The following is a 16,463-nucleotide window of genomic DNA, read 5'->3' on the forward strand; positions in this document are numbered from 1 at the left end:
GCGCATCGCCCCCTAAAGTAGCGGCATGACCCAAGGCCAGGACATTTCCCCGACATCTCCCCTCGTCATGGTCGCCGCCGGCGGCACCGGCGGACACCTGTTTCCCGCCGAGTCGCTGAGCGCCGCGCTCGCCAGGCGCGGCATCGCCACAATGCTTGCGACCGACAACCGCGCCGCGAAATACGGCGAGCATTTCAAGTCGATGGTCGTGGTGCCGAGCGCAACCTTTCGCGGTCGCGACCCGATCTCGATCCTGCGCACCGGAGCGACGTTGGCCCACGGGATGTTCAGGGCATTGATGATCGTGCGCAAGGTGAAACCGTCGGTGGTGGTCGGCTTCGGCGGCTATCCCTCGGTGCCGCCGGTCTTCGCCGCGACCCTCTTGAAGATACCGACTGTCCTGCATGAGCAGAACGCGGTGATGGGCCGCGCCAACCGGTTCCTCGCCGCGCGCGTCAGCGCCATTGCCACCGGCTTCGCCGGCGTCACCGACAAGGACAAGGCGCTGGCGATCAAGACCACCTGCATCGGCAATCCGCTGCGACCGGCGGTGATCGCGGCGGCCGATACCCCGTTCGCGCCGGTGGAGCCCAATGGCCCGCTTCGCATTCTGGTGTTCGGCGGCAGCCAGGGCGCAAGCATCATGGCCGATATCGTGCCGCCGGCGGTGGCGAAGCTTCCGCCGCATCTGCAGATGCGGCTGAAGATCGTGCAGCAGGTCCGCGAGGAGGACATGTCACGTGTCCGCGATATCTATGCGCGCGCGCAGGTGGCCCATGAGATCGCGCCCTTTTTCACGGACCTTCCCGCGCGCATGGCGGCGAGCCACCTCGTGGTGTCGCGCTCGGGCGCGGGGACCGTGGCGGAACTCAGTGCCATCGGGCGGCCGGGCATTCTCGTGCCGCTGCCGCATGCGCTCGATCAGGATCAGGCGGCGAACGCTTCGGTGCTGGAGAAGGCCGGCGGTGCCATCCGGATCCTGCAGAAGGACTTCACGCCGGACCGCTTGGCCTCCGACATCGATGCGCTGGCGGCCGATCCGGACCGGCTCGCCACCATGGCGGCTCGCTCCAGGGGCATCGGGGTGCTTGACGCCGCCGACCGGCTGGCCGATCTGGTGTTGAAGGTTGCCCGGGTTGCGGCTTAGGGATTTTGCTGCGAGGGGAGAGGTCGCTCGTCCCCGCGAAGGCGGGGACCCAGACCTTGCAATGTGCTGGATTCCCGCTTTTGCGGGAATGAGCGGAAGACTGACGAACTGCAATCCGGGGGCCCATTCATGAAATTGCCGCGCGATCTTGGCTCGATCCATTTCGTCGGGATCGGGGGCATTGGCATGAGCGGCATTGCCGAGGTGCTGGCAAATCTCGATTACACGGTGACCGGGTCCGATGTCTCCGAGAGCGCCAATGTCAGGCGGCTGCGCGACAAGAACATCAAGGTCGCGGTCGGTCATGATGCCAAGAATGTCGATGGCGCTAGCGTGGTTGTGGTATCGTCAGCGATCAAGCGCGACAATCCCGAATTGATCGCGGCCCGCGCCAAGCGCCTGCCGATCGTGCGCCGTGCCGAGATGCTTGCCGAACTGATGCGCCTGAAATCGGCCGTGGCGATTGCCGGTACCCACGGCAAGACCACCACCACCTCGATGGTCGCAACCTTGCTCGATGCCGGCGGGCTCGATCCGACCGTGATCAATGGCGGCATCATCAATGCCTACGGCACCAACGCGCGGCTCGGCGCCGGCGACTGGATGGTGGTCGAGGCCGATGAATCCGACGGCACCTTCCTGAAGCTGCCGGCCGACGTCGCGATCGTGACCAATGTCGATCCCGAGCATCTCGATCACTTCAAGACCTTCGATGCCGTGAAGGAGGCGTTCAAGGCCTTTGTGGAAAACGTGCCGTTCTATGGCTTTGCCGTGATGTGCACGGATCATGCGCAGGTCCAGGCGCTGGTGGGACGCATCGAGGACCGGCGCATCATCACCTATGGCGAAAATCCGCAAGCCGATGCGCGGCTGGTCGGGCTCAGTCACAAGGGCGGTGTTTCCCATTTTTCCGTGGCGTTCCGGGGCCGCGACGCGCAGGTCGAGCACGTCATTGATGGATTGACGCTGCCGATGCCGGGCCGTCACAACGCGCTCAATGCCACCGCGGCGATCGCGGTCGCGCACGAATTGCTGGTGCCGGACGACACGATCCGCAACGCGATCGCATCCTTCGGCGGGGTCAAGCGAAGATTCACCCGCACGGGCGAATGGAACGGCGTCACCGTCATCGACGATTACGGGCATCACCCGGTGGAGATCGCGGCCGTGCTGCGTGCCGCACGCGAGTCGAACGAAGGACGCATCATCGCGGTGGTACAGCCGCATCGCTACACCCGGCTGAAGGAATTGTTCGAGCAGTTCTGCACCTGTTTCAACGACGCCGACGCGGTGATCGTCGCCGATGTGTATTCGGCGGGCGAACTGCCGATCAAGGATATCGATCGCGATCATCTGATGATGGGCATCCGCGCACGCGGCCACCGCAACGTCTCCGCGCTGGAAAGTTCGGAGCGGCTTGCGACCATGATCCGCGGCATCGCGAAGCCGGGCGACATGGTCGTGTGTCTCGGCGCCGGCAACATCACGCAATGGGCTTATGCGCTGCCGGGCGAGTTGCAGGCGCTGGGGTGAGAGAGATGCTTTCAGAGGTTGCCGTGCGCGATCGAAAGTCTTACTTTTCGCGGCGTCGGCGGAGAAGACGACATGAATAAGGACGCGTTCAGAGCGGAAGTGTTGCGTCTGCCACCCGACGAACGGGTGAAGCTGGGCGAGGATTTGCGGATCAGTATCATTGAAGACGTCGACTGGATGCCGACTCCGGAGCAATTGGCAGAAGCTCGGAGACGTCTTGAGGAATATCGTCGCAATCCTGCGATTGCGATCCCGGCTGAAAGTGTTCTTGAGCGGCTTCGGGCTCGCTTTGGATGAGTCGGACTGTTGTCCTTCTTCCGGACGCCGAAGTAGAACTGTCGGAAGCGGCGGCTTGGTACGCGAAAGAAAATCCTCAAGTCGCGAAGCGATTCAACGATGCCAATGAAGCGGCTATCGTGAAACTGGGCAACAATCCTCTTCAGTATCAGGTCGTCGATGGAGATTTGCGACGTGCGCCCTTGACGCGTTTTCCGCACGGCCTCCTGTACTGGACCGCACCGGGCACAGTTGTGATCGCTTCTTGTTTTCACGGCCGCCGCAACCCTTCAGAATGGCGTAATCGCATCAAGCCATGACCTTTCTTGACGTCACGCCTGACCTGAAATCGCGCATGCCGGACCTGCGCGGGCGGCTGCTGGCCAACCAGCCGCTCGCCGAACTCACCTGGTTTCGGGTCGGCGGACCCGCGCAGGTGCTGTTCATGCCGGAGGACGAAAGCGATCTCGCGTATTTTCTCAGTGAGTTGCCCGCCGAGATTCCCGTCATCGTCATCGGTCTCGGCTCGAACCTGATCGTCCGTGATGGTGGTGTGCCGGGGGTCGTGATCCGGCTCGGTCGCGGCTTCAGCGAGGTGACGGTGGAGGGCATGCGCATCCGCACCGGCACCGCGGTGCCCGACGTCAAAGTCGCGCGCGCGGCGCAGGAGGCCGGTCTTTCGGGACTGTCGTTCTATCGCGGAATTCCCGGTGGGATCGGGGGCGCGCTGCGGATGAACGGCGGCGCCTATGGCCGCGAGACAAGGGACGCGCTGGTCGAGGCCCGCGGCGTCGACCGGCAGGGCAATATCCGCGTCTACGGCAATGCCGACATGCATTACACCTACCGCCATTGCGGCGCGCCGGATGATGTGATCTTCACGCAGGCGCTGTTCGAAGGCCAGCCCGGCGACCGCGACACGATCGCCGCCGAAATGGACACGATCACCGAGTCGCGGGAGGCGACGCAGCCGATCAAGAGCCGCACCGGCGGATCGACCTTCAAGAACCCGCCCGGCCGGAAAGCGTGGCAATTGATCGACGGCGCCGGCTGCCGCGGACTCGTGGTGGGGGGTGCGCAGGTCTCCGAGATGCATTGCAACTTTCTGATCAATCGCGGTAATGCGACCGCGTCCGACATCGAGACGCTGGGCGAGACCGTGCGCAAGCGCGTGAAAGAGATGTCCGGCGTGACGCTCGACTGGGAAATCAAGCGGATTGGAGTGGCGGGATGAATGAGCCCATCATCGTCGTCGGGGCCGGACTGGGCGGCGCCATGACCGCGCTGGCGCTGGGACGCAAGGGCTTCGATGTCCTCGTGCTGGAAGAGGCAGAGGAATTCGGAGTGATCGGCTTCGGCATTCAGCTCGGCCCCAACGTGTTCTGGATGCTGGACCGGCTGGGTGTCGCCGATGCGGTTCTGGCGGTTGCGCTGCGGCCGAAGTCGCTGGTGATGTATGACTGGATCGACGGCGGCGTGATAACCCGCATTCCGACCGGGGATTCCTTTCTTCGACGTTTCAAGAAGCCGTATGTCGTGATCCATCGCGTTGACCTGCATCAGGTGCTGCTGGATGCGTGCCGCGCGCTGCCCAATGTCCGGATGCTTTCCAACAGCGCGGTCAGGTCGTTCGAGGATATCGGCGACCGCGTGCGCGTCGAACTTGCGGACGGGCGTCGGTTCGAGGGCGCGGCGCTGATCGGCGCCGACGGCATCCGCTCCACCATCCGCCAGCAGATGACCGACGAAGGCCCGCCGCGCACGCTCGGCTATGTCGCGCACCGCACCATCGTGCCGATGGGCGAGGTCAATTTCGACGTCGATACCGACAATGTGGTGATGTGGTCGGGGGACGGATTTCACATCGTCCATTATCCGCTGCGCGAGCACACGCTGTTCAATGTCGTCACCGTGTTCAGGACGCTGGACATGGCGCCGACCGATACCGACAGCCCGCATCCGGACTTGGCGCGCGTCTATCGCGATTCGCATCCGACCATGAAGAAGCTGTGGGGGATGATGGATCTGTCGCGGCGTGGCTGGGTTTCCCATGATCGCGACCCGATCCGGCACTGGAGCCGCGGCCGCGTCACGCTGCTCGGCGACGCCGCGCATCCGACATTGCAGAGTCTCGCGCAGGGCGCCTGCATGGCGATCGAGGACGCGGTGTGTCTTGCCGAACTGCTCGACGGCACATCCGGCAATCAGATCGAGGCCGCGTTCACCCGGTATGTGAACGCGCGCTATCTGCGCACCGCGCGGGTGCAATACGAATCGCGCTATTACTGGGACAACTGGTATCACGTCGGCGGGCTCGAGCGCGAAGTCATGCGCGAGACCTGGGAGAAGAAGACCGAGCAGGAGATGTTCGACTGCGTCGCCTGGCTCTATGACGGCTTCCAACTTCCCGCAAAGAAAGAGGCCGCATGACAAAGCATGTTGCATTCCTGATGGGCGGCTGGTCGTCGGAGCGCGAGGTATCGCTGTGGTCCGGCAACGCCTGCGCCGATGCCGCCGAACGCGCCGGCTATCGCGTCACTCGCGTCGACGTCGCGCGCAACATCGCGACCGTGCTCGACGAACTGAAGCCCGATGTCGCCTTCAACATCCTGCACGGGCGGCCGGGCGAGGACGGCACCATCCAGGGCATCCTCGAAATCCTCGGCATCCCCTACACCCATTCCGGCGTGCAGGCCTCGTCGCTGGCGATGAAGAAGGATGCGGCAAAAGTCATGCTCGCCGCCGCCGGCGTGCCGGTGCCGCAGGGCATGGCGATCTCACGCTTTGCGGCCGGCAAGGCGCATGCATTGCCGCGGCCCTACGTGATCAAGCCGATCGCGGAAGGCTCAAGCGTCGGCGTATTCATCGTCACCGACAAGCACGAACACCCTCCGCAGGAATTGTTCCGCGAGGACTGGGCGTTCGGCGAGATCGTGCTGTGCGAAACCTACATCCCCGGCAAGGAGCTCACCTGCGCGGTGGTGAAGGGGCAGGCCACCGGGGTGATCGAGATCGTGCCGAAAGTGAAGTTCTACGATTACGAGGCCAAATATGCGCCGGGCGGCTCCGAGCATGTGCTGCCGGCGCAGATCCCCGATGACGTCACGCGCGCGGTGCAGCGCTACACCGTGATGGCGAATGACGCGCTCGGCTGCCGCGGCGTGACCCGCGCCGATTTCCGTTTTGACGATTCTCGCGGTGTCGACGGACTGGTCTGCCTCGAGGTCAACACCATACCGGGCATGACGCAGACCTCGCTGGTGCCCGAGCTTGCCGCCCATGCCGGCATGTCGTTCGAGGACCTGATCAGCTGGATGATCGAGGACGCGTCGCTGAACCGGTGAGCTCTCATGTCCCGGGCGCAGCGCAGCGTGAAAGCGGTACGCTGCTGAACCGGACCCATCGTGACGATAGGCCCCGGCTCTGCGGCGCATCACTTCGCTTCGCTTCGTGCTGCACCGCGTCCGGGGCACGCTGCCTCACAGCGCCCATATCCGCGGCCCCTGCCACGCACAGCCTGTCAGCTCCGTCACCGCCCAGACCAGCGTCGAGCCGCTCAGGCGAGCCGCCGCCCGCCCGTCAGATGAGGCCTTCGAACATCCTGCTTGGGAACTTTGCCCCCACCGCGCCAGCGCTCGCCGTCGGCGCAGAAGCGCCTCAGCGGGCATCTCGGCACCACTTTTCGATCGCCGCAACACCATCCGTTAAACTTTTACCAAAGCTTTACCAGACCGGCCGAAGACTGACCCGGCAGGTGCATCGCGTTCTAGGCTGCCAATGGCGCTGCGCGCGATGCGCACGGATTTCGCTGGACGACAGCGAGGGGGACGGAGGTCTTTTCGTGTCTTTGGGGCGACACCATCGCCGGCGTGACATTGACGCCCCGCGCCTTGCAGCGCGCGGCGAACCCCGGCGCAGGGGTTGATGGCGATGGCCGATCGCGACCGCATCACCCGGCCCGGGACACGACGCACCGATGCGCGGCGCGGCCGCCGCTGGTGGCGGCGCCTGTCGACCGCGATCGAGCGGCTGCCGCGGGGCGCCGGTACGCTCGCGGTGTTCGTCATGGTTCTTGCAAGCGTGACCTACGGTATTGTCAAGGGCGGGCATGCGGATGCAGTCGGCGCGGAACTCGCCGACATTCGCGACGCCGCGGCCAATGCCGCGGGGTTTCAGATCGCCTCCATTGCGCTGACCGGCGAGAAGCAGCTTTCGCGTGAGGACATTCTCAACATCGCCGGAATTTCGGGCCGTGCCTCGCTGCTATTCCTGGATGCGGACGAGGCGCGGGCGCGGCTGAAGGCCAACCCCTGGATCGCGGATGCGACCATCCTGAAGCTGTTTCCGGACCGGTTGCATATCGCCGTGACCGAGCGGCGCGCTTTCGCGCTCTGGCAGAAGAATGGACGGGTCAGGGTGATCTCGCGCGACGGCGCGGTCGTGGAACGCTTCGCGGCGCCCCATGTCGCGCATCTCCCGCTCATGGTCGGCGACGGCGCCAACAAGAAGGCCGCGGACTTTCTCGCCGCGATGAACAATTATCCGGAGTTGCGGGATCAGGTTCATGCCTATGTGCGGGTCGCCGACCGGCGCTGGAATCTGCGTCTGAAGAGCGGCATCGACATCCGCCTGCCGGAAGCGGAGCCGGTTCAGGCGATCGAGGCGCTGATGGCGCTCGACCGGGACCGCAAGCTGCTGACCCGCGATATCGTTGCGATCGATCTGCGCATTCGCGACCGGGTCACCGTCCGCCTGTCGGACGAGGCCGCCGCGGCGCGGGCGGAGGCGCTGAAGGACAAGACGGGCAAGCGCAAGGGAGGCGACGCATGACGCGTTTCCCTGCCGCGTCGGCTCGCTGTTCCTCCATCCATAGCAAGCGTCTATCTCGCTTGACTTGAGATCAACACCATTCCGGCTTCGCCGAAGCGTCGCGCGTTGCTGGCGTTGCGGCCCGCGCTTGGACCGCGGTTGCTGCTGGGCTGGGTGATCAAGGATGCATGATTGACAGGTGGATTCAGAACGGAACCGACAGCCGTCCCCGCACGATTCCCAGTATGTGATCACCACCCAGACCGCCAAATTCGCTGTCGAGGGAAAGCCTCGCCCCTCCGGGCGTTGCCATGCTCAGGCCCGACATCACCCGGGCCGACCAGCCATTTACGACCTGCGACGGCGTCAGGATTCCGGCTCCCAGCGTGTTCGCATCGTCGTTGTCGAAGTAGTAGTCGCCATAGACACCGATATGAGGAGTCAGCGTCAGTCCCGGCCACCACGGTAGTTCTTTTCCGATCTTGAACCCCGCACTGGCGCGGCCGGTCGAAAAAGATCGCTCCGGATGAAGGGTGCCGAGGCTGTCAAGATAGGCGCCTTCCTTTTCCCAAAGCGCATATACACGCGCGGAAGGCTCGATTTTCCATTCCTGTATTCGGTAGGTTCCGACCAATGCGCCCGTGGTAAGCCAGCGCTCGCCGGAAAACACGCCGCTCGCCGTTCCCGCAACGCCGTCATAGTCGATATTCGAACGGGCCGCGGCAGCCTCGATCCGAAGTCCCGGCGAAAAGCGCCATCCGAGATAGGCGCCCGCAGTCCAGCCGTCGCCCTTCAGGCGTCCGTCTAACGATTGCGATGTATAGTCGAAAGACTCATGGCCGCCGAAGGCGCCGATCAGGAAGTCCGGTGTGATCCGGCGTGTTAGTCCGGCCGTGGCGTTCATCTGGTCGCCCCGGAGATCGGCCCAATTGTCCGTCTTCCAGAAGCTGCCGCGCACGTCGATCCATGGCAGCCATTCTTTCGCCTGCGGACGGAGCTGCGGCGCTTTGAAAGCGTTGTCGGCTCCGGGTTTCGCGTAAGCCAGCGCCCGGAATGCGCCGCCGACACGCTGCTCCGCGCGCGGTTCGGCTGCGAAGTTGAACCGCATGCCGTTCTCGTTCGCTACCACCGGCGTTGCGTCGTCGGAAAAGCCGTCGGCGATCGCTCCCTGAATCGCGCCGGAGATTGCCTGGCCTGAAGTCTGCGCCACCAGCTTTGTTGCAGCGTTTTGCAAGGATTGGAGTTTCACGCTGTCGGCTGGAATGGAGACAACTTGTTGCAGGACGGGCGAGACGCCCGCATTGTTGCCCGCATCGCCGCTATATGAGGCGGTCATTGCGTGTGTGCCGGTGGCGAGAGACGATGTCGTGAAGATCGCGCGGCCGCCATTCAGCGTCACTGTGCCGAGCACCTCAGCGCCATCGCGGAAGGTCACCGTTCCCGTTGGTGCGTTTCCGGTGACTCTCGCCGTAAATGTCACCGCCTCTCGGGGCTTGCTCGGATTGCTGGACGAGGACAGCGCGACGGTGGTTGCGACCTTTTGATTGACCTGCTGGTTCAGCGGCGCGGAGGTCGAGCCGGCATTGTTGGCGTCGCCGCCATATTCGGCGGTGATGCCGTGGCTGCCGGCAGCTAGTGCGGAGGTGCTGAGGTTCGCCTGGCCGCCGCTGAGCGCGACGGTCCCGAGCACGGTTGCGCCATCGCGGAAGGTGACGGAGCCGGTGGGGGACGCCCCGGTCACCGTGGCGGTGAATGTCACCGCTTGCCCGACAATGCTTGGATTGACCGAGGAGGCGAGCGACACGCCGCTGCCGGCCTGGTTGACCTGCTGGTTCAGCGGCGCGGAGGTCGAGCCGGCATTGTTGGCGTCGCCGCCATATTCGGCGGTGATGCTGTGGCTGCCGGCAGCTAGTGCGGAGGTGCTGAGGTTCGCCTGGCCGCCGCTGAGCGCGACGGTCCCGAGCACGGTTGCGCCATCGCGGAAGGTGACGGAGCCGGTGGGGGACAAGCCGGTCACGGTGGCGGTGAAAGTAACTGCTTGCCCGACCTGGCTGGGATTTTGCGAGGAGGACAGCGCAACGCTCGCCGGCGGCGCGGTGACCGTTACGATTACGACATTTGAATCGCTGGGCTGCACCGTTTTGTTTATGCCGCCGGCGTCGACGTAATTGCCTCCGCTATAGCTGGCCTGGATTGAATGGTTGCCGGCCGCGAGCGTCGTGACATTCAGCGAATAGGTATTCGGCTCAGGCGCACCAACCTGAAACACCGAGCCCAGAACCGTACCGGTGCTGAGGTCGGTGAAGACGACCGTTGCTGTAGGAAGAAAGGATGCGTCGAGGTTGGTCACGGCCGCCGTGAGTGTGACCGTTTGTCCGACAGCAATCGCGCTTGGCGCAGCGCTCAGCGCTGTGGCGCTATTTTCAGACACCTGCGCGACTGCGACCGCGCCGATCGGCAATTGGAGGGCGATCCAGACGAAGACCAGTAATATCCCGCGCAATACCCCACCCAGGCTTGAACCGACCATTCTCCCACGCCCCCACGGCCCAGCGGCCGAGCCTAGCAGGGCGGGTACGGAAGCATTTGATCCAGTGTCTCAAAGTCGGCGAGGCGAGCCGGATTTGCAGGCTGTGGCAAATTTGCTACGCGGCGCGCCTACCGATTTGCCGGATCCAGTCCGGCATGATCGTAAGCGGCCCGAGAAGGTTCTCTTCCGGCGGCGCGTCACTTCCGGCGAGTTGGACTGCGTCCCGGGGCGTCATTCCAAAGCGGAACCGAAACGCGCGGCTGAAATGTGCTTCGCTGTTGAAGCCATGTGCAAAGGCGATCTCGCCGATCGACACAGGCCCGCGCGTCCGGCGAAAGATTTCAAAGCAGCGGTCGAGGCGGCGTGCGGTGATATAGGTTCGAACGCCGCCGTGATTTTCAAACAACCGATAGAGCGTCGCACGCGAGAGATTCATTGCATTCGCCACTGTCTCTGCGGTCAGTGTGCGGCTCGTCAGCCGGGCATCGATGTAACCTTGCGCTATCTGAAAGAGTACAGGTCCAGCGCCACGCAGGGCCTCCGCCAGACGGGTTTGTGCGCTGCCGGCTGCCGCGTCCACGAGCGTGAAGACGGCCTGCATGGAACTATCCATATCGCTCGAATCCGCCTGGGCGGAACGCTGCATCATGCGCTCCAGCAACGCAGCAAGCATCTGAGTTTCGCGACGCGCTTCGTTGAACACGAGGCCGTGCAGATCGCGATCGCGGATGTGCCGCGGTAGCTGGTCGCGCGGAACGATCAGGCTGGTGCGGGCAAAGTCCCGATCCCGCGCGACCACAGGGCGGCCCAGATCGATGATGCTGACATCGCCGGGCCGGATGTCGACGTTGTGGCCGCCGAATTCACCGCTGCGTCGCCCCACGGTCTGATGCTCGATCAAGATGTGATCGATGCCACTGCGGCGCACCAGGGCGGAATCGCGACGCAGGTGATGCGCCACCGAAGCGCTCCGGAAAATCAGCCCTTCACCCAGATGGAATCCCGTGACGCTGCCGTGGAACCGGCGACGCGCATTCTCGCCGATGAGTGAGGCATCGAAGAACTGCGAAGATAACGAGGCATGCCACGGCTCGAATGCATCGAATTGCGAGGTAGATGCCAGCCGTAGTTCTACCGATACTGCATTCATGACAGCTTTTGCGATGGTGGGCGGCCGATGGTGATGCCTGATGTCGCCTAAAGGTTCGCCGGAACCTTTACCCGGAAGTCGGCTGTCCGCAAACCGCCCAGTTCTTTTAGCGGATGGCCTATCCGTTAGACTTTTACCAAAACTTTACCAAACCGGCCGAAGACTGACGGCACCGGGCGCGATGCGCTCTAGGCTGCCACCGCAAGTCGGCTGTTCCGACTTGCGCACCAACAGTGCGGGTCTCACGCAAACCGAGATCGGTGGCGACCACGACGCGACGCTGCGCGATTTTCTGCCGCGCAACGGAAAGGTTGGGAGCTTGCATGTCTGGAGTTCGATTCTTGTCCGCACATGGGAAAACCGTCGCCCGAACTGCCACGAGGTTCTGCCGGCGCCGGGGTTCGACGAGCTTGTTCGATGCATGATCGGAGGCGTCTCACTCAATCGCTGCCGAAGGTACGGGGCCTTCGGCTAGGAGGCGACGCATGAGCCTCCTGCAATTCGGCGTCGCGCCCAAGATGAAGCCGATCCCGCCCAGGCGGGCGGCGCTGGTCGCGGCGCTGGATATCGGCACCAGCAAGGTGGTGTGCCTGATCGCAAGACTGGAGCCGGGCGTTGCGCGCGACGTTTTGCGCCGCCGCAGCCATGCGATCGAGGTCATCGGATTTGGCCATACCGAGGCGCATGGCGTGAAGGCGGGGAGCATCACCGACCTCGACGCCGCCGATCGCGCGATCCGGCAGGCGGTCGAGATCGCCGAACAGGCCGCGGGCCTGCATCTTGAATCGGTGGCCGTTTCGGTTTCGGCCGGCCGGCTCGCGAGCGAGCGCTTCACGGCGTCGGTGGACGTCGCCGGTCCGTCGATCCGCGATGGCGACATCGCCCGCCTGCTGCAGGCCGGCAGCCGTCATTCCGGACGCGAAGGCCGCATCGTCCTGCACTCGCTGCCGCTCGGCTACGCCATCGACGGGGTCCATGGCATCCGCGATCCGCGCGGCATGCTGGCGCGCAATTTCGGCCTCGACATGCATGTCGTGACCGCCGATACCGCGGCGCCGCGCAACCTGATGCTCGCGATCGAGCGCGGCCAGCTTTCGGTCGAGGCGATGGTCGCGGGCCCGTATATGGCGGGTCTTTCGGCACTCGCCGACGACGAGGCCGATCTCGGTGCCGCCGTCGTGGATATGGGAGCGGGAACCACCACGCTCGCGGTGTTTTCCGGCGGTCGCTTCATCCATGCCGATGGCTTCGCGGTCGGCGGGTATCACGTCACCATGGACCTGGCGCGCGGCCTCAATGCGAGGTTCGCGGATGCCGAGCGAATCAAGACGTTCTATGGCACTGTTGTGTCCGGAATGAGCGACGAACGCGATATGATCCCGGTGCCCGCTGTGAGCTCGGATTCGCGAGAGCCGCCGCAGGTCGTCTCACGCGCCGCGCTGGTCCCCTTCATCCGGCCGCGCGTCGAGGAAATCGTCGAGATGATCCGCGACCGGCTTTTGGCGTCCCCGTTCGCAGCCGAGCCGCAGGGAACGGTGGTCCTGACCGGTGGTGCCAGTCAGCTTGCGGGGCTGCCGGACATCGCGTCGCGCATTCTCGGACGTCAGGTTCGGGTCGGCAGGCCGCTCGGCGTGTCGGGCCTGCCGGAGGCGGCAAAGGGGCCGGCATTCGCGGTCGCTGCGGGGCTTCTGGTGTATCCGCAGGCGGCGCATTTGGAACATTTCGAACCGCGGAAAACGCGGCAGATGATGACAGGGACAGGCGGCTATTTCGCGAGGGTCGGTCAATGGCTGAGAGAGAGCTTCTGATGACCCGATTGCAGGATCTCCGGGACGGCCGGCGGCGGACCGGTCCTTGCGGGGACGTTATCCACGCCCGCGTTTGGAAGAGGCAGCCATGACAGTGAATCTCACAGCTCCGGATATCCGCGAGTTGAGGCCCAGGATCACCGTTTTCGGGGTGGGCGGGGCCGGCGGCAACGCGGTCAACAACATGATCGCCGCCGGCCTGCAAGGCGTCGAATTCGTCGTCGCCAACACCGACGCGCAGGCGCTGGGCTCGTCAAGAGCGCCGCGCAAGATACAGATGGGTGTGCAGGTTACCGAGGGGCTCGGCGCAGGCTCTCAGCCCGAGGTCGGCAAGGCCGCGGCCGAAGAGGTGATCGACGAGATCCGCGACCACCTGAACGGTGCGCATATGGTGTTCGTCACCGCCGGCATGGGCGGCGGTACCGGCACCGGTGCGGCGCCTGTGGTCGCCAAGGTGGCGCGCGACATGGGCATCCTTACGGTCGGCGTGGTGACCAAGCCGTTCCAGTTCGAAGGCGATCGGCGCATGCGCTACGCCGAGGGCGGCATCACCGAACTGCAGAAGAATGTCGACACGCTGCTGATCATCCCGAACCAAAATCTGTTCCGGGTCGCCAACGAGAAGACCACGTTCGCCGACGCCTTTGCGATGGCGGACCGCGTGCTCTATTCCGGCGTTGCCTGTGTCACCGACCTGATGGTGAAGGAAGGCCTGATCAATCTCGACTTCGCCGACGTCCGCGCCGTGATGCGTGAGATGGGCAAGGCGATGATGGGAACCGGCGAGGCCTCCGGCGAGAAGCGTGCGATCACCGCTGCGGAAGCGGCGATCGCGAACCCGCTGATCGACGACAATACCATGAAGGGTGCCAAGGGCCTCCTGATCTCTATCACGGGCGGCAAGGATCTCACTCTTTACGAGGTCGACGAGGCCGCGACCCGCATCCGCGAAGAGGTGGACAAGGATGCCAATATCATCGTCGGTGCCACTTTCGACGACAGTCTCGAAGGGATCATTCGCGTCGCCGTCGTTGCGACCGGGGTCGACCGGCCGGCGGTCGCCAAACCGGCCGAGAACGTGAAACGGACGACCATGGAGCTTCCGCGCACCGTGGAACGTGCCACGCCGGTTGCCGCCGCACCGCTGGCCGCAACCCCGCCCGTCCATGCCCCCATTCCCACGCCGGCTGCGGCTCACAGCACGGCGTCGATCGATGCTGCTGCCACGGCTGCGGTGGCCGCTGCCCTGGCGCAGGAAATGGCCTTCGACGATGTGACGATTCGTCCGACACCGCCGAAGCCGACGCTATTTGTCGAGCCGGCTGCGCCGCAGCCGGTTGCGCCGCAGCAAAATTATGGGAACTTCATCCCGCCGCATCCGGAACGCGTCCCCCAGCGCCCGCGCATGCCCCGAATCGACGAGTTGCCGCCGCAGGCGCAGCGCGAGATTCACGCGGCTCAGCGGGGGGAACTCGGGTCGCCGGAACCGGAAAAGCAGCGCATGTCGCTACTCAAGCGGTTGGCATCCGCAGGCCTTGGTCTGAAGCAGGAAACCGAAGAGCCGGAGATGCGGCAGGAACCGCGTCACATGTTGGCTCCCCCGATGCCGCCACGCATGCCCCAGCGGCCGCCGTCGCGTCCGGCCGGCGATCCGGTATCCGAATATGCGCGCCGCGCGCCGCAGGCCCCGCAAGGTCTCGACATGCATGGCCGACAGGCCCCTGTGAATAATTCTTCCGAGGACGATCAACTCGAAATCCCGGCGTTCCTTCGTCGCCAGGCCAACTGAACGACCTCGGATCGATCTTCAGGGAGCCCCGGTCGCCTCGGCCGGGGCTCCCTGCATCTCGGCCAAAATCGTCTGTGAGATCGCTAACTTACTGATTTTTCATAAAAGTTTGTGCGTTGCAAAAAGCGGCTATAGGTCGAGCCGTTGCTTGCATGCCAACAATGTTGCAAAACTACAACGCTCGCTCGAAAAATAAGGCAGGTCACTGGCTCGAATACGGCCGGATCAAGGTAACAAAGCGTAAAAAAGCGTGACTTTGGACACTGAGGACCTGGGGCTAAGCTCTGAATGCGACGAAGGTTTTCGTCTCAGCAGATTCGGGCAGGGGGGATAGTCCAAGAGACTACCTGCCGGAAGAGTTCGAGGCAGAAATCTGTCGTGTGGGGTCACTTCGGGGGATTGCGCTGCGCACCATATCGCGCGGCGTTCAGCCGAAAAACGGACGGAAGCGAGCGTATGAGAGCCGCAAGGCAGACCACGCTGCGTGAACAGGTTACGGTTTCCGGGATTGGGGTCCATTCCGGGTTACCCGTAAATCTTACACTCAATCCTGCGGATGCAGATACCGGGATCGTGTTCTCCCGCACCGACGCGGAAGGCGCAGAGCGCGAAGTACGCGCTGACTTCCGCGCTGTGACCGCTACCGACCTTGCAACCGTTCTGGGCGATGAATCGGGCGTCCTGTGCTCGACCGCCGAGCATATTCTCGCCGCGCTCCGTGGGCTTGGCGTCGACAACGCGCTGGTCGAAATCGACGGCCCGGAAGTGCCGATCATGGATGGGAGCGCCGCACCTTTCGTCGCAGCGATCGACCAGGTCGGCATCAAGACCCTGTCCAAGGCCCGCCGTTACATCAAGGTGTTGAAGCCGGTCTCGGTCGCCAAGGGTGAATCCTTCGGCGAATTGCGCCCGGCCGACACTGGCTTCCGCCTCGATATCGAAATCAAGTTCGATTCCGTGCTGATCGGCCGCCAGTCGATCGCCCTCGATGTCACCGCCGAAACCTTCCGCCGCGAATTGTCGCGCGCCCGCACCTTTGGCTTCATGAAGGACGTTTCGGCGCTCTGGAGCGCGGGCAAGGCGCTTGGCGCCTCGTTCGAAAACACTCTGGTGCTGAGCGAGAACCGCATTCTCAACAGCGAAGGCCTACGCTATCCGGACGAATTCGTGCGCCACAAGGCGCTCGACGCCGTTGGCGATCTCGCCTTGGCTGGCGCGCCGATCATCGGTGCCTATCGCTCGATCCGCGGCGGCCATCGGCTGAACCATGCCGTGCTGGTCGCGCTGATGTCGGATCCATCGGCTTATGCGGTGGTGGAGGCTGGCGAGCCCCGCCGGGTGCGCGGTCACGCCGAGGCTGCCGGCATGGTTGCGCCGGCTTACGGCCCGGACGTGTCCTGACCCGTGGGTGACGGCGCAGC

13 protein-coding genes are annotated in these 16,463 nt (G+C 64.2%); 11 read left to right on the forward strand and 2 right to left on the reverse strand.

What is annotated here, in order from left to right:
- Positions 1-25 precede the first annotated feature (25 nt).
- The 8 genes from murG to AB7F49_RS00170 all read left to right on the forward strand — a co-directional run bounded on the left by murG (position 26) and on the right by AB7F49_RS00170 (position 7,786).
- Positions 26-1,147, forward strand: a complete 1,122-nt coding sequence (gene murG / locus AB7F49_RS00135) for an undecaprenyldiphospho-muramoylpentapeptide beta-N-acetylglucosaminyltransferase (protein ID WP_428519044.1) — start codon at positions 26-28, stop codon at positions 1,145-1,147.
- A 129-nt stretch (positions 1,148-1,276) separates the two neighbouring features.
- Positions 1,277-2,680 carry a UDP-N-acetylmuramate--L-alanine ligase gene (gene murC / locus AB7F49_RS00140; protein ID WP_428519046.1) on the forward strand — a complete coding sequence of 468 codons (1,404 nt, stop codon included), beginning with the start codon at positions 1,277-1,279 and terminating at the stop codon, positions 2,678-2,680.
- 72 nt (positions 2,681-2,752) lie between these two features.
- Positions 2,753-2,977: an addiction module protein gene (locus AB7F49_RS00145; protein WP_428519048.1), complete on the forward strand. Its 225-nt coding sequence runs from the start codon at positions 2,753-2,755 to the stop codon at positions 2,975-2,977.
- Complete coding sequence (locus AB7F49_RS00150; protein WP_428519050.1) at positions 2,974-3,276, forward strand: type II toxin-antitoxin system RelE/ParE family toxin; 303 nt, start codon at positions 2,974-2,976, stop codon at positions 3,274-3,276. Before AB7F49_RS00145 ends, AB7F49_RS00150 begins: the two co-directional genes overlap by 4 nt.
- On the forward strand, positions 3,273-4,190 hold the full coding sequence (gene murB, locus AB7F49_RS00155) for a UDP-N-acetylmuramate dehydrogenase (protein ID WP_428519052.1): 918 nt from the start codon (positions 3,273-3,275) through the stop codon (positions 4,188-4,190). The genes AB7F49_RS00150 and murB overlap by 4 nt, the downstream gene beginning before the upstream one ends.
- Positions 4,187-5,386 carry an FAD-dependent monooxygenase gene (locus tag AB7F49_RS00160; RefSeq protein ID WP_428519054.1) on the forward strand — a complete coding sequence of 400 codons (1,200 nt, stop codon included), beginning with the start codon at positions 4,187-4,189 and terminating at the stop codon, positions 5,384-5,386. The genes murB and AB7F49_RS00160 overlap by 4 nt, the downstream gene beginning before the upstream one ends.
- Positions 5,383-6,300, forward strand: a complete 918-nt coding sequence (locus tag AB7F49_RS00165; protein WP_428519055.1) for a D-alanine--D-alanine ligase — start codon at positions 5,383-5,385, stop codon at positions 6,298-6,300. Before AB7F49_RS00160 ends, AB7F49_RS00165 begins: the two co-directional genes overlap by 4 nt.
- Positions 6,301-6,880: 580 nt before the next feature.
- A complete protein-coding gene (locus AB7F49_RS00170) occupies positions 6,881-7,786 on the forward strand; it encodes a cell division protein FtsQ/DivIB (protein WP_428519057.1) in 906 nt (301 codons plus the stop codon).
- Between the two features lie 184 nt (positions 7,787-7,970).
- Here AB7F49_RS00170 and AB7F49_RS00175 read toward each other — a convergent pair whose 3' ends face one another.
- Together AB7F49_RS00175 and AB7F49_RS00180 are read right to left on the reverse strand one after the other, a co-directional pair.
- A complete protein-coding gene (locus AB7F49_RS00175; RefSeq protein WP_428519059.1) occupies positions 7,971-10,295 on the reverse strand; it encodes an Ig-like domain repeat protein in 2,325 nt (774 codons plus the stop codon).
- A 115-nt stretch (positions 10,296-10,410) separates the two neighbouring features.
- A complete protein-coding gene (locus tag AB7F49_RS00180) occupies positions 10,411-11,445 on the reverse strand; it encodes a helix-turn-helix domain-containing protein (RefSeq protein ID WP_428519061.1) in 1,035 nt (344 codons plus the stop codon).
- A 485-nt stretch (positions 11,446-11,930) separates the two neighbouring features.
- On the opposite strand from AB7F49_RS00180, the gene ftsA reads away from it, so the two are divergent.
- The 3 genes from ftsA (at position 11,931) to lpxC (ending at position 16,443) form a co-directional block, all read left to right on the forward strand.
- Positions 11,931-13,253 carry a cell division protein FtsA gene (gene ftsA / locus AB7F49_RS00185; RefSeq protein ID WP_428519063.1) on the forward strand — a complete coding sequence of 441 codons (1,323 nt, stop codon included), beginning with the start codon at positions 11,931-11,933 and terminating at the stop codon, positions 13,251-13,253.
- Between the two features lie 88 nt (positions 13,254-13,341).
- Positions 13,342-15,042, forward strand: coding sequence for a cell division protein FtsZ (ftsZ, locus tag AB7F49_RS00190; protein ID WP_428519065.1), 1,701 nt, complete (start codon positions 13,342-13,344; stop codon positions 15,040-15,042).
- A gap of 456 nt (positions 15,043-15,498) precedes the next feature.
- The gene (lpxC, locus tag AB7F49_RS00195) at positions 15,499-16,443 is read left to right on the forward strand and encodes a UDP-3-O-acyl-N-acetylglucosamine deacetylase (protein WP_428519067.1); all 945 of its coding nucleotides are present in this window, start codon (positions 15,499-15,501) and stop codon (positions 16,441-16,443) included.
- Positions 16,444-16,463: the final 20 nt, after the last annotated feature.

The organism is Pseudorhodoplanes sp. (assembly GCF_050250235.1).
GTDB lineage: Bacteria > Pseudomonadota > Alphaproteobacteria > Rhizobiales > Xanthobacteraceae > Pseudorhodoplanes.